Below are 15,103 nucleotides of genomic sequence, written 5' to 3' on the forward strand. Positions count from 1 at the left end.
CTTCATGGCCCCGAGCCTGCTCCACCACCTCCTCGAAGGCGAGGCCTGCGCCGCGCAGCGCGTCGCGGTGGTCGAGGGCGCGCGCGAACTCACCTACGGGGCCTATCGCGACGCGGTGGCGGCCTTGGCCGAGCGGCTCGCCGCGGCCGGGCTCGCCCCCGGGGACCGGGTGGCCCTGTTCCTGCCGAAATCCATCCCCGAATGCGTCGCCCTCTTCGCCGTCAGCGCGGCGGGCGGCGTGGTGGTGCCGATCCATCCGGCCCTGCGCCCGCGCCAGGTCCACCACATCCTGGCCGATTGCGAGGCGCGCGTCCTCGTCACCGACGCGGCCCATCATGCCGCGCTCGAGGGCGCCCTCGACGATCTGCCCGGCCTGACGCTCCTCGTCGGCGAGGATGTCCGCCGGGGGCCGCCCGCGCCCGGCCCCGCCCAGGCCGGGCCGGAGGGGCTCGCCGCCATCCTCTACACCTCCGGCTCCACCGGCCTGCCCAAGGGCGTGATGCTGAGCCACGCCAACCTGCTCGCCGGCACCCGCATCGTGCGGACCTATCTCGGCATCGGCCCGGAGGAGCGCATCCTCTCGGTGCTGCCCTTCTCCTTCGATTACGGGCTCAACCAGCTCCTCACCAGCGTGGAGCAGGGGGCGCGCATCGTCCTGCAGAACGTGCGGCTCGGCGACGACGTGGTCCGCGCCATCGAGACCCACCGCATCACCGGGCTGGCCGGAGTGCCGACGCTCTGGACCCTGCTCACCCGCGCCGCCCCGCGCCTCGCCAAGGCCGATCTGTCGAGCCTGCGCTACGTCACCAATTCCGGCGGGGCGCTGCCCGTGGCGACGGTGGCGCGCCTGCGTGCGGCCCTGCCGCACACCCAGGTGGTGCTGATGTACGGCCTCACCGAAGCCTTCCGCTCCACCTATCTGCCGCCGGCCGAGATCGACGCCCGGCCCGATTCCATCGGCCGCGCCATCCCCGAGACGGAGATCTTCGCGCTGACCGCGGACGGGCATCGCGCCGGCCCGGGCGAACCCGGCATCCTGCATCACCGCGGGCCCACGGTGTCGCTGGGCTACTGGAACCGCCCCGAGGACACCGCCCGGGTGCTGGTGCCCGACCCCTTCCCGCCGCCGGGCGAGGAGCCGGGCCTCGTCTGCCGCTCGGGCGACCTCGTGGTCGCCGACGCGGAAGGCTATTTCCGCTTCCTCGGCCGCGAGGACGGGATGATCAAGACGCAGGGGTTCCGCGTGAGCCCCAGCGAGGTCGAGGCGGCCCTGATGGAGACCGGGGCCTTCGGCGCGGCGGCGGTGATCGGCCTGCCCGATCCCGGCCTCGGCCAGCGCATCCACGCCATCACCGTGCCGGCGGAGGGCCGGGGCGAGGGGAACGGCCTCGACGTGATGCAGCACCTGCGGGCGGTGCTCGCGCCCCATCTCGTGCCCCGGGCCATCGAGAGCGTGAGCGCCCTGCCCACCACCCCCAACGGCAAGGTCGACTACAAGCGGCTCGCCGCCGAGCGCGTCGCCGCCCAGACCCAGGCCGAGGCCGCCCAGATCGCGGCCCACGAGGCCTCCCGCGCCGAGCGCCGGCCCGTCGATGCCTGAGGGGCCGAGCCTCGCCGAGCGGCTGGTCGCGGCGCATTTCCCCTATGCCGAGGGCAAGCTCCGGGCGGGGGGCGTCGACGTCGCGGCGCTGGCCGAGGCCCACGGCACGCCGCTCTTCGTCTACGATGCCGGGCTGATGCGGGCGACCTACCGCGCCCTGCGCATGGCCATGCGCGGCTTCGCGGAGGTGGTCTATTCGGTAAAGGCCAACCCGAACCCGGCGGTGATCGCCGTGTTCCGGGAGGAGGGGGCCGGCGCGGAGATCGCCTCCGGGGCCGAGTTCGCCGCGGCGTTGCAGGCCGGCGTCGCCCCCAGCGACATCCTCTTCGCCGGCCCGGGCAAGGGCGCGGCGGAGCTGGAGCGGGCGGTCGCGGCGGGCATCGGCGAGATCCATCTGGAGAATGCCGAGGAGGTCGAGCGCCTCTCCGCCATCGCCACCCGGCTGGGGCGCCAAGTGCGCGTCGCGATCCGGGTCAATCCGGACGCCGCCGCCCAGGGCGGGGCGATGCGCATGGGCGGCAAGCCCTCGCCCTTCGGCTTCGACGAGGAGGATCTCGACACGGCCATCGACCGGGTCGAGGCCGCCCCCGGCCTGGAGCTGACGGGCCTGCATCTCTTCGCCGGCACCCAGACCCTCCAGGCGGCCACGCTGCTGACCCAGTGGCGCCACGGCCTCGGTCTCGCCGCCCGCCTCGCCGGCCGGATCGGGCGCCCCCTCCACACGATCGATCTCGGCGGCGGCCTCGGCATCCCCTATTTCTCCGGCGATTCCCCCCTCGACCTGGCCGAGCTCACGGCCGGCCTCGACGCCCTCCGGGCCGAGCGGGACGCGATGAAGCTCGGCGGCGCCCGCATCCTGCTGGAGCCGGGGCGCTATCTCGTCGGGCCGGCGGGGCTCTACGTGGCCCGCCTGCGGGCGGCCAAGTCCTCGCGCGGCCAGCATTTCGCCATCACCGACGGTGGCATGCACCACCACCTCGCCGCCTCCGGCAATCTCGGCCAGGTGGTCAAGCGGGACTTTCCCCTGGTCCCGGTCGCGGAGCGGGCAGGCGCGGCGCGCCGGCCCTGGACCGTCACCGGCCCCCTCTGCACGCCCCTGGATATCCTGGCCCGGGCCGCCCCGCTCCCGGAGCTGCGGGAGGGCGACCTCGTCGCCGTGCTGCAATCGGGCGCCTACGCGCTCACCGCCAGCCCCACCGACTTCCTCTCCCATCCCACCCCGGCGGAAGTGCTGGTGGAGGGGGGACAGGCCCGGGTGATCCGCGCGCGGGCGGGCGATTGAGGGGAGGGCGGCCGCGCCCATCGCGCGACCGAGCGCCTCAGCCGTCGGCGAGTTCCACGGTCACCGGCACGTGGTCGGAGGGCTTTTCGAGGCCGCGCAGGGCTTTCTGCACCGAGACCGAGACGAGGCGGTCGGCAGCCTGGGGCGAGAGCAGGTGGTGGTCGATGCGGATGCCGAGATTCCGCTGCCAGCTTCCGGCCTGGTAGTCCCAGAAGGTGTAGAGGCCCGCCCGCGGGTCGCAGGCGCGCAGGGCCTCGGTGAAGCCCTCCGCGAGCAGCGCCCGGAAGGCGCGGCGGGTTTCGGGCAGGAACAGCGCGTCCTGCGTCCAGGCGGCCGGGTCGGCGGCGTCCTCGGGGGCGGGGATCACGTTGAAGTCGCCGGAGAGCACCAGGGGCACCTCTGTCTCCATCCGGGCGCGGGCGTGGCGCCGCAGCCGCTCCAGGAAGGCGAGCTTGTAATCGTATTTCGGCCCCGGGGCCGGGTTGCCGTTGGGCAGGTAGATCGAGGCGATCCGCACCGGGGGAACGCCCTCGCCCTGCACCACCGCCTCGATGTAGCGGGCCTGCTCGTCGTCCGGGTCGCCGGGCAGGCCCCGCAGCACCTCGTCGTAGGCCAGCGGCGCCCGCACCAGCAGGGCGACACCGTTATAGGCCTTCTGCCCCAGGGCCTCGACGGCGTAGCCCGCCGCCTCGATCTCGGCCCGGGGAACGCCCGCCTCCTGGCATTTCAGCTCCTGCAGGCAGACCACGTCCGGCTTCTCCTGGGCGAGGAAGTCGAGGAGGTGGCCGGTCCGCTGCTTGATCGAGTTGACGTTCCAGGTGGTGATCCGCATGGCCTGTCCCGCGTGGCCCCGCCCCGGGCGCCGGCGGCCCCGTCATCGGGCCTTCGCGTCGCCCTGGCAAGCCGACGCGTCGATCGAGGACGGGACAGGCGGGGCTCTTCCATGGACGCTTCCTGGTTCGAGCCGGTGCGCGCCTATTGCGAGCGCCAGGATGCCGGCTTCTGGGCGGAGCCGCTCAACGCGGTCTCGAACGCCGCCTTCCTCGTCGCCGCGGCGCTGGCCTGGCGGCGGGCGCGGGGCGACGCCCCGACCCGGGCGCTGAGCCTGCTCGTCGGCGTGGTCGGGATCGGCTCCTTCCTGTTCCACACCTTCGCCGACCGCTGGTCGATGCTCGCCGACGTGATCCCGATCGGGCTCTTCATCTACGCCTATTTCCTCTTGGCCCTGCGCCGCTTCCACGGCTTCGGCCCCGTCGCGGGCTTCGCGGCGACGCTCGCCTTCGCCGCCTTCTCCTTCGGTCTGACGCCGGCCCTCGACGCTCTGACCGGGCGCTCCCTGGCCGCGCTCAGCAACGGCTCGATCGATTACCTGCCGGCCCTGCTGGCGCTGTTCGGCGTCGGGGCGCCGCTGCTGGCCTCGGGGGAGGAACGGCGGCGCCGGGCCGGGCGCGCCCTTCTGGGGGCGGGCGCCCTGTTCGGCCTCTCCCTCGTCTTCCGGACGACGGATGTGGCGCTCTGCCCGGTGCTGCCCACGGGGACGCACCCGCTCTGGCATCTCTGCAACGCCGCAGTCCTGTTCTGGCTCGTCCAGGCGGCCCGAAGGTTTCGGTCGAGAAATTGATTGGTCGCACCGCGAGGGGGGCGGGAGGCTGCTGGCTGCGCGAGAGGACGAAACGGGCAGGGAAGATCGGAAACCGATCATCCAGGCGCCAACCACAGATTGTGATCGCTACAATCCAGAACAGATTATTAACTGCCGAAACCTTATGAGAACTTCGATAAGCTTATGAGGACGGTCGTGCAGGACACCATTCAGATCTCGGAACGCCTCGCGTTCCTCGGCATCGATGCCCGCGCCCGGCAGGACCTCGTCGCTCTCTGGCCGCTGATCGAGCCGGCTCTGCCGCAGGTCCTCGAGCAGTTCTACGTGAAGCTGCGCGGCGTGCCGCAGCTCGCCGCCCTGCTCGGCGACCACCAGAGCCGCCTCGTCTCGGCGCAGTCGAACCACTGGAAGCGTCTGTTCTCGGGCAACTTCGACGCGGATTACGTCGCCGGCATCCGCCGCATCGGCCTCGTCCACCACAAGATCGGCCTGGAGCCGCGCTGGTATATCGGCGGCTACGCCTTCGTCCTGAACGCCCTGGTCGCGCATCTCTCCGCCGGCCATCGCTTCAACGGCCGGGCCCTGGCCGAGCGCATCGCCGTGCTCAACAAGGCGGTGATGCTCGACATGGACTTCGCCATCTCGATCTATCAGGAAACCCTGGTGGAAGAGCGCCAGAAGCGCGGCGCCCTGCTGTCGGAGGCGGTGGCGACCTTCTCCGAGTCCGTCGGCGAATCCCTGCGCGTCTCCGAGCAGGCGAGCGGGGTGCTCTCGAACAGCGCCCACGCCCTCGACGGCGCCACCGCGAACGCCAACGCGCTCGCCGGCGCGGTGATGGGCGCGGCCGAGCAGACCTCCGCCGACATCCAGACCACCGCCGCCGCCGCCGAGGAGCTCGCCTCTTCCGTCAAGGAGATCGGCCAGCAGGCGACCGCCTCCGCCGAGGTGGCGAGCCGCGCCGTCGAGACCGCCGAGCGCACCCGGGAATCGGTCTCGAGCCTGACCGCGCAGGCCGAGCAGATCGGGCAGGTGATCGAGCTGATCAGCCAGATCGCGAGCCAGACCAACCTGCTCGCCCTCAACGCCACCATCGAGGCCGCCCGGGCGGGCGCCGCCGGCCGCGGCTTCGCCGTGGTGGCGAGCGAGGTGAAGACCCTAGCCGAGCAGACCGCCCGCGCCACCACCGAGATCGGCAGCCGCATCGCCGCGATCCAGAAGGCGACCCAGCAGAGCGCCGGCGACATCCAGGAGATCGCCCGGGTGATCGGCGACGTGAACGGCATCGCGACCGCCATCGCCGCCGCGGTGGAGGAGCAGGAAGCGGTCACCCGCGAGATCGCGGCGACGATCCAGCGGACCGCGGGCAGCACCCAGACGGTGGCCCGCTCGATCGAGGAGCTCGGCGGCTCGACCCGCACGGCGACGGACGCCGCCGGCCAGGTCGGCACCGCCCGCGCCACCCTCGATCAGCAGATCGCCCGCCTGCGCCAGGACATCGATACCTTCCTCGCCCGCGCCCGGGCGGCCTGAGGACCGGCCAGGCACGGAGCGAGACCCCGCGCCCGGCCCCTTCGTTCCCGCCGCTCAGGCGATCTGCTCGGATTGCGCGCCGCTGTCGGGCCGGGCCGGGCCCAGCACCGGCTCCTCGCCCATGGGCTGGTTCTTGAACACGCTGAACTGGCCCTTGCCGTCGAGGGAGGGGCCATGGGTCCAGCGGCCCTCCGGGGGCGGGGAGCCGTCCGCAGCCGTGGCGAAGAAGTTGTAGTTGAACTTCTCGTGCTCCTTGCTCTGCGGGAAGGAATTCGGGATCGGCAGGGCGCCGGCAGGGCCGCCGAGTTCCTCGATCACCGCGAGCCACTGCTCCTGGTGCATCGTGTCCCGGGCGATCATGAAGTGCAGCATGTCCCGCATGCCGGCATCGTTGGTCGCGTTGAACAGGCGCACCGCGAGCGTGCGCCCCGTCGCCTCGGCGGCGACGTTGCAATACATGTCCGCGGCGAGGTTCCCGCTCGCGTAGATGTGGCTCATGTCGAAGGGCACGCCCTCGCTGTTGGCCGGGAAGGCGGCCATGCCGGTCGAGAGGATGTGCCGGTGCAGCATGCCCTCGATGAGATGGCGCGGGTTCTCACCGCCCATCACCGCGCCCACCACCGTATCCGTGGCGCTGGCCTCCTGCACCTTGCTCGGGGCCGTCTCGAGATTCATCGCCACCGCGGTCGCCAGCATCTCGATATGGCCGATCTCCTCGGTCGCGGTGTTGAGCAGCATGTCGCGGTATTTCGTGGTCGGCCCGCGCGAGCCCCAGGCCTGGAAGAAGTACTGCATGCAGACGCGGATCTCGCCCTCGACACCACCGATGGCCTGCTGAAGCATGCGCGCGAAGACCGGATCGGGGCTCTCGACCTTCACAGGATATTGCAGGCGCTTGTCGAAATAATACATCGTCGCGTTCCTCGCGCTTGTTGATCGCCGGGTTGACGGAACTTTTCAGATCTTGGCGAAACTTGGCGGATGCTCTTCGGGAGGCATCCGCCGGTGCCCGGGAAACCGGCTCTGCCGAAGGTTGTTCAGCCGCCACGCGCGCTTTTTGATGTGACGCGTCTTTGTCGCGCCCCATCGATGGGAGAGGCTTCTCCGGCACGCCTCCGGGCGGGGATGGGGCGGTTTCCTTGCGCCCCCCGCCAAATCGTTGCAGAAGGACGGCGCTCTCCCGAGCGCGGCCGCTCGCAGGCCGCCGGCACGTCAAGGGACCTTCGGAACGGCCCCGGCCCGCGCCGATGCGCGGGGACGCGGCCCTTTCAACGGTGGAGCCATCCGGTCGAGCCATGACGCACGAGCCCGTGAAGCAGACCCTTCGCCTCGGCATCGCCGGCCTCGGCACCGTCGGCGCCTCCGTCGTCCAGATGATCGCGCGCCGGGCGGACGCGCTCGAAGCCGCCATCGGCGCGCCGATCCGCGTGACCGCCGTCTCCGCCCGCGACCGCCACCGCGACCGCGGCGTCGATCTCTCGGGCCTGACCTGGTTCGACGATCCGGTGGCGCTGGCCACCGCCTCGGAGGTCGATTGCGTGGTCGAGCTGATCGGCGGCGCGGACGGGGCGGCCAAGGCCGTGGTCGAGGCGGCGATCGGCACCGGCAAGCACGTCGTCACCGCCAACAAGGCGCTGCTCGCCCGCCACGGCGCCGCCCTGGCCCGGGCGGCCGAGGCGCGCGGCGTGGCGCTGGCCTACGAGGCCTCCGTGGCCGGCGGCATCCCCGTCATCAAGGCCCTGCGCGAGGGGCTCGCCGGCAACGCGGTCAGCCGCGTCTACGGAATCCTCAACGGCACCTGCAACTACATCCTCAGCCGCATGGAGGCCGAGGGCCTGACCTTCGAGGCCTGCCTCAAGGACGCGCAGGCGCTGGGCTATGCCGAGGCCGACCCGACCTTCGACGTCGAGGGCTTCGACACCGCCCACAAGCTCTCCATCCTCACGAGCCTCGCCTTCGGCGTGGAGATCGACGCGGAGGGCGTCTCGGTCGAGGGCATCTCGGCCATCCAGCCCCTCGATCTCGCCATGGCGGACGAGCTCGGCTACCGGATCAAGCTGCTCGGCGTGGCCCAGCTCACCGAGGCGGGCATCGAGCAGCGGGTGCACCCGACCATGGTGCCCAAGGCCTCCGCCATCGCCCAGGTCATGGGCGTGACCAACGCCGTCACCATCGATGCGGACGCGGTCGGCGAGCTGACCCTGATCGGCCCCGGGGCCGGCGGCAACGCCACGGCCTCCGCCGTCGTCGCCGACATCGCGGACGTGGCCAGCGGCCTGAACCGCCCGGTCTTCGGCCGGCCGGTCGACCGGCTCTCCCCGCCCCGCCGGGTCGAGATGCAGCGCCACGAGGGCGGCTACTATGTCCGCCTCACGGTGCATGACCGCCGGGGCGTGGCCGCCGGCGTCGCCACCCGCATGGCCGAGCGCGAGATCTCCATCGAGAGCATCGTGCAGCGCCGCCTGGAGAAGGACGCCTCGAGCGATCCGCATGGCCGTTCCGGCCGGCCGGTGCCCCTGGTGCTGATCACCTACGCGGCGACCGAGGGGAACATCCGCGCCGCCCTCGACGCCATCGCCGCCGACGGGCTGCTGGCCGAGACGCCCCAGCTCATCCGCATCGAGCGGGAGTGAGGCGAGGGCCGTGGCCGGCGTTTCCCTCCCGGGGGATGCTGGTTTTTCCACGGCATCGCCCCCATGCTGCAGGCCCTTGATTCTGCACGCCGTTCGACGCGGGCCGGGGCGCGCGGGGCCGCGCAGGATCCTGCCCCTGCGGCGCGCGCCTGGAAAAAGGCTTCAGGATCGGTGAGACCGGGGGATCCGCGGCGCGAAGAACCGCGGCTTGGCCCAGGGAAGGACACGAGATGGCGGCGGTCGAGAGCGGGATCTTCAGCGGCGGCACGGCCCGCGGGCTGACCCTGGAGCTGGTGCGCGTGACCGAGCAGGCGGCCATCGCCGCCGCCCGCCTGCGCGGCCAGGGCAAGGAGAAGGAGGCCGACCAGGCCGCCGTCGACGCCATGCGCGCCGAGCTCGGCCGGCTGCCCATCGCCGGCACGGTGGTGATCGGCGAGGGCGAGCGCGACGAGGCGCCGATGCTCTATATCGGCGAGTCCCTGGGCACGGGGGAGGGACCCGAGGTCGACATCGCCGTCGACCCCCTGGAGGGCACCACCCTCTGCGCCAAGGACATGCCGGGCGCCATCGCCGTGATGGCGATCGCCGAGAAGGGCAGCCTGCTCGCGGCCCCCGACGTCTACATGCAGAAGATCGCCATCGGCCCCGGCTATCCCCCCGGCACGGTCGATCTCGACGCGAGCCCCGCGGAGAACATCACGGCGCTGGCCAAGGCCAAGGGCGTGAAGCCCTCGCAGATCACCGCGATCATCCTCGACCGGCCGCGCCACATCGACCTGATCGCCGCGGTGCGGGCGACGGGGGCGGGCATCCGCCTGATCTCGGACGGGGACATCGCCGCGATCATCCACTGCACCAAGCCGGACGAGACCGGCGTCGACATCTATATGGGCTCCGGCGCCGCCCCCGAGGGCGTGATCGCGGCCGGGGCTCTGCGCTGCATCGGCGGCCAGATGCAGGGCCGGCTGATCCTCGATTCCGCCGACAAGCGCGCCCGCGCCGCCAAGATGGGCATCACCGACCCGAACAAGAAATACGAGATGCACGACATGGCCCGGGGCGACGTGATCGTCGCCGCCACCGGCGTCACCGACGGCGCCCTGCTCGCCGGCGTGCGCTTCCGCCCCGGCCGGCTCGAAACCGAGACCGTGGTCTACCGCTCCAACACCGGCACCGTCCGCCGCATCGCCAGCGAGCACCGCCTGCGGGACGAGGTGGAAGGGTAGGGCGGCGCGGCCTGCCGCAGGAATCTGCGGCGGCGGCGGAGCAGCGTCCTTCCAGGGACGAAAGCCGGTGAGCGCGCGGGCGAGTCGAAGCGCTTTCGCGAAAGGCTTGGTCCACCTCCTGTCGGCCCCAACCAAGAGGCGGCCGGCGTGCCGACTTTGGAGAGAAGCCAGAGACTTGGCGGGACACCCTGTTACGACAAACGGAGCGAAGCTCCTGCCAGGGCAGCGAAGGTCTGTTCAGGGGGAAGGCAGTTGCTCGAATGTTGGGTGCCGTGAGTCAGGAAGGCGCCATGATCCGACCTGGGCCCGACAGGCGCTGAACCGCCGCTCCCGACCCTTCGCCGACCCTCGGAAGGTCCGCTTTCCGCTCGTTCGGCGGACGGTGATCTACGACCGAAATGGGCGGTTTTCTGCCGGTCCGCTTCCGAGCGGCGCAGGTTTGGAGCAGATATCGCCGTTCCGCTCGCTCCCGACCCTTCTCAGAACTACAGCAGGTCCGGTTGCGAACAGGCTAATTGGGGCGCGAGACCGGACCTACGGCAACCGATTTCGTCACGCTTGAGCACACAGCGGGCGAAATCCTGAAATTGCCCGACATCGCGGCTGCGGACCATCAGGGGTCGGGCGTTCCTAACATACGGAGACAGTTCCTCACTTTTTGGCGCCCTTAGTATCTTGGATGAACCACCGACTTTCGTGATAAGCACTCTGAAACCCGTGATATCGACTATGGAATGCCTGGAGCGCCCCTTCAAATTGCGCCATCACTAACACGGCATCGCTATACTGCGGCAGCGTCTCATCGTCTAACAGGTCTAGATATTTGTGCCCCTGCTCGCCATCCAGCAGTTCGATGACATCTTGGAGAATTCTATTCAACATCTTGACTTTGGCCGCACTAAGGGCCGCGTCAGGTTTCTTTTTGCCGAGATCCTTCAGCTCCCTGAAGAGGCCGTTGAACGGCTCGATGAGAGCATCATAGCCATTCGCCTTATCCTTGGTCGTATAGAAGTGTGCTGGCATTATTTTTTCTCGCTTATCTTTTTGGGCGGAGCTGTTCTTATTTTCTCGCTACCCGGCAGATTATAAACCCATCTTCCCATGTCAATTTTGATATTGTCAGCTCTTAATCGCTCAAGTTCCTCTAGATATTGAGCTAGGATAAATGTAACATCACTATTTGATGGCAGGTCGTCATCATCAAAACGCTCGAACCCTTCGACAGGTTTATAAGCATTCCCCAGAACCAGATTGGCATCACTCAATGCGCCGTTCAGAAATTTAAGCTTGAACTTATTGACCGCGTCGTTCGGACTCTTCCGCGCCAGCGCAGTCACTTCTCTATGCAGGCCCTCGATCTGACCGCTGATCTTCTCAAGAGCCTCAATCCGTTCGCGTGTTATCGACATGTTCACCCCGGACATTTTCTTCTAAACTCTATATAAGATCGCTTCAATATATCAAGCGGCGCACGCTGCTTACTCTCAAAAACTTCGACCATCTGCTCGATATCGACATCCGTCAGCGTGATAATGCTCCGACGCTGGCCAGACCACAGATCCACCGTGCTCTCCATGCGAGCCTTTTTCAAAGGCGAGCGTGTCACCAGAACCCCGAATTTGCCCAGACTGTCTGTGAGGTATCGGTTCAGCTGGTCAATATGCTGTCGTTCAACCTGGGCGACATTCTTCATTTCGAAAACGATCTGACGGCTACCATAGTCGTTGAATATTTCCCGCAGAAACGGATCCTGCTGCCCATTGTACATAATTAGGTCGCGGATCGTTACGCCGCTGTCCGTGCGGCTTTGGGCAGCGGCAAAGTCGAGATGTGGGTACAGCATTGAAGGAAGGAGCTGGCACATCACATCTTCGTATTTCCGGTCCGCGCCGTCGCCCTTGCCGGTTGGCAGTTTTTTCAGGTCCGCCAGCTTCCGCCGCGCTGATAAGACCGGGATCTGTGTAAACAGCGGATCGGACGTACAGTCATCGCAGGTGCGCTCCTTCTCCTTGGTATAGGCGTCAATGACCCCATAATTTTCACGGTTGAAGTTCAGAACTTTGACTTTGTCAAGCTTCTCGCCGGCGTGCGCGACATCATCCTGAGGACAGTGGTTCTTGAAATAGTCGTCGTATGATATCCACGGGACGAACCGCAGCCATCGTTTCGGAACCAGCATGATCGGAATGCCGGTTTCCGGGTTGGATGGCAGCATAACGCCGTTCTCCGTCCTGAACTCCTGGTCCCGGTAGCTGTAAACCTGAAGCCCGTCGTGTGAAACAAGCGGAATCCCAAGTTCCTGGCAACGGTCTCTAGTAAAGTCGATCAGGAATGATTTGAGGAAGCTGCAGGCGAAATCGCTGATGCGGTCCTTAGAGATACCATCGACATAGAATTGGAGCTCTTCGAAGTGGCGGAAGCCACGTTGGTTGTACTGTGGGATCGATTCGAAGAGCGTTAATATTTCATCGGCTTTGGCTGGTCCGATACGTTTCCCCGTTCTGGTCGCGGATGACCCCAGTCCGACTTCAGCGCACTCGGACGAGATGATTAGGGCCCTTCGGGCTTCTTCGCGGCGCCCTGCCTTCGTCAGATAGCCAAGGTGATTGAAGGCGTTGATCAGCGACGTGTGGAGTGCCTGATCCTGTTGGGACGGTGACCGCCAGAGCAGGAACGGATCGACGTAGAGGGGGATGTCCTCGTTGAAAAACGGGATCGCGAAATCCAAGGTCGATTGCGGAGTGGCGATCCCGTAGTGATCGGTAAGGCGTGGATTGATCAGCATCTTAGGGCCGATTCTACCACATGCGGGGCGCGAGATGCTCAGACCGCAAGCATTTCTCCCCAATCGGTTGTGAACCTGTGCGACAGCTGCTTGACTGGCCCCGCTCAACGTCCGCTTGAGGGGCGGGCGCCAACTTCGGCTTTCCACCCGATCCAGACGTTCGGCGGAAGCAGGTCGAATGTCCGCAAGGGGTCAAAACTAGACGCGCTGGCACGCCTCACCCCATAAAAAATCCGGCCCCACGTCCTGCGGGGCCGGATTTTTCGTCGTGCGCCCGCGCGGGGCGCGATGTGCCGAGCCTTAGCGGTGGGCCGGGCGGTGGGTGACCGTGCCGGTGGCGGTGACGTCGCGGCTCGGCTGGGTCTGGGCGACGGCGGTGCCGGAGACCGTGCCGCCGGAGACGGCGGCCTGGGCGGCGATGCCGGCCGGGGCGGTGTAGCTCTGGGCGAAGGCCGGGGTGGCGGCGGCCAGCGAGAGGGCGAGGGCGGCGGAGGCGATGCGGGTCATGAGGGGCTCCATTCTGGTCGTCGTGGTGCGGCCCGGTGGCTGTCGCCGTGGCCGTCATCCGATGAGCGGTATCTGGGCCTCGCCCCCGCGCCGGAACAGCGGAATAAATTCGATCGAACCGTTCGAGAATTTCGAAAAGCCGCCGCGCCGGCGTCTCCACGCGGGCCTCGTGCCGGGAGGGGGCGGCCGGCGTTTTCGGAATCGGGATGCTGCGGCCGGGCGGATCCGCGCAGCCCATCGCGCCCGGGCCGCGGCGCGCTATAAGGGGGGCGATGCCGATCTCCGCCGACACCGCGCCCGGGCGCGCCGACGCCCTCCTCTCCGTCGAGGACCTTTCGGTCGCCTTCCGCACCCGCGGCGGCGACAGCCTCGCCGTCGACCGGGTCAGCTTCGCGATCCGGCCCGGGCAGACCGTGGCGCTGGTGGGCGAATCCGGCTCCGGCAAGTCGGTCACCGCCCTCTCGATCCTGCGGCTCCTCGACGGGGCGGCGCATCACCCGGGCGGGCGCATCCTGTTCAAGGGCCGCGACCTGCTCGGCCTGCCCGAACGCGACCTGCGGCAGGTGCGCGGGGCCGACATCACCATGGTCTTCCAGGAGCCCATGACCTCGCTCAACCCGCTGCACACGATCCAGCGGCAGATCGGCGAGGTGCTGGCGCTGCATCGGGGCCTGAGCGGCCGCAAGGCCCGGGCCCGCATCCTCGAACTGCTCGACCTCGTCGGCATCCGCGATGCCGAGCGGCGGCTCGGCGCCTATCCGCACGAGCTCTCCGGCGGCCAGCGCCAGCGGGTGATGATCGCCATGGCGCTCGCCTGCGAGCCCGACCTGCTCGTGGCCGACGAGCCGACCACCGCCCTCGACGTGACGGTGCAGGCCCAGATCCTGGCGCTGCTCGCCGACCTGCAGAAGCGGCTCGGCATGGCCATGCTGTTCATCACCCACGATCTCGGCATCGTCCGGCGCATCGCCGACCATGTCTGCGTGATGCTGCGCGGGCGCATCGTGGAGGCCGGCCCGGTGGCCGAGGTGTTCGGCCACCCGCGCCACGAATACACGCAGCGCCTGCTCGCCTCCGAGCCCACCGGCCGCGCCAACCCGGTGCCGGAGGCGGCCGAGCGGCTGGTCGAGGCCGGGCCGATCAAGGTCTGGTTCCCCCTGAAGACCGGGCTGCTCCGGCGGGTGACCGGCCACGTCAAGGCGGTCGACGGGGTCAGCCTGCGGGTGCGGGCGGGGGAGACCGTGGGGGTCGTCGGCGAATCCGGCTCGGGCAAGACCACCCTCGGCCTCGCCCTGCTGCGCCTGACCCGCAGCGAAGGGCCGATCGTCTTCCTCGGCCGGGCCATCGAGGCCCTCGGCCCCGGGGCCATGCGGCCCCTGCGCCGGCACATGCAGGTGGTCTTCCAGGATCCCTACGGCTCCCTGTCGCCGCGCATGTCCGTGGGCGACATCGTCGCGGAGGGCCTCGAAGTGCAGGGGCTGGTGCGCTCCAAGGCCGCCCGTCGGGCGTCCGTGGCCAAGGCCTTGACGGATGTGGGGCTCGACCCGGCCGCCATGGATCGCTACCCGCACGAATTCTCCGGCGGCCAACGCCAGCGCATCGCCATCGCCCGGGCCATCGTGCTCGAGCCTCGCTTCGTCGTGCTCGACGAGCCGACCTCGGCGCTCGACCGCTCGGTGCAGGCCCAGATCGTGACCCTGCTGCGCGACCTGCAGCGGGAGCGCGGCCTCGCCTATCTCTTCATCAGCCACGACCTGAAGGTGGTGCGCGCCCTCTCGAACTACGTGCTGGTGATGCAGAACGGGAAGGTCGTCGAGGAAGGACCGGCCGCGGAGATCTTTTCCGCGCCGAAGACCGAGTATACCCGTGCCCTCTTCGCCGCCGCCTTCGAGATGGAGGCGGACGCCCTCGCCGAGGCCGAGCCGCTTCCGGCCTGA

13 protein-coding genes are annotated in these 15,103 nt (G+C 68.9%); 7 read left to right on the forward strand and 6 right to left on the reverse strand.

The genetic code is table 11. The features are described from left to right. The first annotated feature begins 4 nt into the window (after window positions 1-4). On the forward strand, window positions 5-1,600 hold the full coding sequence (locus MFF21_RS10495; protein ID WP_238311096.1) for an AMP-binding protein: 1,596 nt from the start codon (window positions 5-7) through the stop codon (window positions 1,598-1,600). After that, window positions 1,593-2,882, forward strand: a complete 1,290-nt coding sequence (locus MFF21_RS10500; RefSeq protein ID WP_238311097.1) for a type III PLP-dependent enzyme — start codon at window positions 1,593-1,595, stop codon at window positions 2,880-2,882. Before MFF21_RS10495 ends, MFF21_RS10500 begins: the two co-directional genes overlap by 8 nt. 37 nt (window positions 2,883-2,919) lie before the next feature. Here MFF21_RS10500 and xth read toward each other — a convergent pair whose 3' ends face one another. Further along, window positions 2,920-3,714 (reverse strand): exodeoxyribonuclease III, encoded by a 795-nt coding sequence (xth, locus tag MFF21_RS10505; protein ID WP_238311098.1) that lies wholly within the window; start codon window positions 3,712-3,714, stop codon window positions 2,920-2,922. A gap of 111 nt (window positions 3,715-3,825) precedes the next feature. Between xth and MFF21_RS10510 the strand changes: the two genes are divergently transcribed. Both MFF21_RS10510 and MFF21_RS10515 read left to right on the forward strand, forming a co-directional pair. Beyond that, window positions 3,826-4,503 (forward strand): hypothetical protein, encoded by a 678-nt coding sequence (locus MFF21_RS10510; protein ID WP_238311099.1) that lies wholly within the window; start codon window positions 3,826-3,828, stop codon window positions 4,501-4,503. 177 nt (window positions 4,504-4,680) lie between these two features. Next, window positions 4,681-6,015, forward strand: coding sequence for a globin-coupled sensor protein (locus MFF21_RS10515; RefSeq protein WP_238311100.1), 1,335 nt, complete (start codon window positions 4,681-4,683; stop codon window positions 6,013-6,015). Between the two features lie 54 nt (window positions 6,016-6,069). Here MFF21_RS10515 and MFF21_RS10520 read toward each other — a convergent pair whose 3' ends face one another. After that, the gene (locus tag MFF21_RS10520; protein WP_238311101.1) at window positions 6,070-6,927 is read right to left on the reverse strand and encodes a manganese catalase family protein; all 858 of its coding nucleotides are present in this window, start codon (window positions 6,925-6,927) and stop codon (window positions 6,070-6,072) included. Between the two features lie 398 nt (window positions 6,928-7,325). Here MFF21_RS10520 and MFF21_RS10525 point away from each other — a divergent pair, with 398 nt between their 5' ends. Further along, window positions 7,326-8,648 (forward strand): homoserine dehydrogenase, encoded by a 1,323-nt coding sequence (locus MFF21_RS10525; protein WP_238311102.1) that lies wholly within the window; start codon window positions 7,326-7,328, stop codon window positions 8,646-8,648. 230 nt (window positions 8,649-8,878) lie between these two features. Beyond that, a complete protein-coding gene (glpX, locus tag MFF21_RS10530; protein ID WP_238311103.1) occupies window positions 8,879-9,874 on the forward strand; it encodes a class II fructose-bisphosphatase in 996 nt (331 codons plus the stop codon). Window positions 9,875-10,525: 651 nt separating this feature from the next. Here glpX and MFF21_RS10535 read toward each other — a convergent pair. From MFF21_RS10535 to MFF21_RS10550, 4 genes are all read right to left on the reverse strand, one after another. After that, window positions 10,526-10,897, reverse strand: a complete 372-nt coding sequence (locus tag MFF21_RS10535; protein WP_238311104.1) for a hypothetical protein — start codon at window positions 10,895-10,897, stop codon at window positions 10,526-10,528. Continuing rightward, complete coding sequence (locus MFF21_RS10540; protein WP_238311105.1) at window positions 10,897-11,298, reverse strand: hypothetical protein; 402 nt, start codon at window positions 11,296-11,298, stop codon at window positions 10,897-10,899. The genes MFF21_RS10535 and MFF21_RS10540 overlap by 1 nt, the downstream gene beginning before the upstream one ends. Next, window positions 11,286-12,659 (reverse strand): DUF8370 family protein, encoded by a 1,374-nt coding sequence (locus MFF21_RS10545; protein ID WP_238311106.1) that lies wholly within the window; start codon window positions 12,657-12,659, stop codon window positions 11,286-11,288. The genes MFF21_RS10540 and MFF21_RS10545 overlap by 13 nt, the downstream gene beginning before the upstream one ends. Window positions 12,660-12,959: 300 nt before the next feature. Beyond that, window positions 12,960-13,166 carry a hypothetical protein gene (locus MFF21_RS10550; protein ID WP_238311107.1) on the reverse strand — a complete coding sequence of 69 codons (207 nt, stop codon included), beginning with the start codon at window positions 13,164-13,166 and terminating at the stop codon, window positions 12,960-12,962. Between the two features lie 272 nt (window positions 13,167-13,438). On the opposite strand from MFF21_RS10550, the gene MFF21_RS10555 reads away from it, so the two are divergent. Further along, on the forward strand, window positions 13,439-15,103 hold the full coding sequence (locus MFF21_RS10555) for an ABC transporter ATP-binding protein (protein ID WP_238311108.1): 1,665 nt from the start codon (window positions 13,439-13,441) through the stop codon (window positions 15,101-15,103).

Source organism: Methylobacterium organophilum (assembly GCF_022179465.1).
GTDB classification, from domain to species: Bacteria; Pseudomonadota; Alphaproteobacteria; order Rhizobiales; family Beijerinckiaceae; genus Methylobacterium; species Methylobacterium organophilum.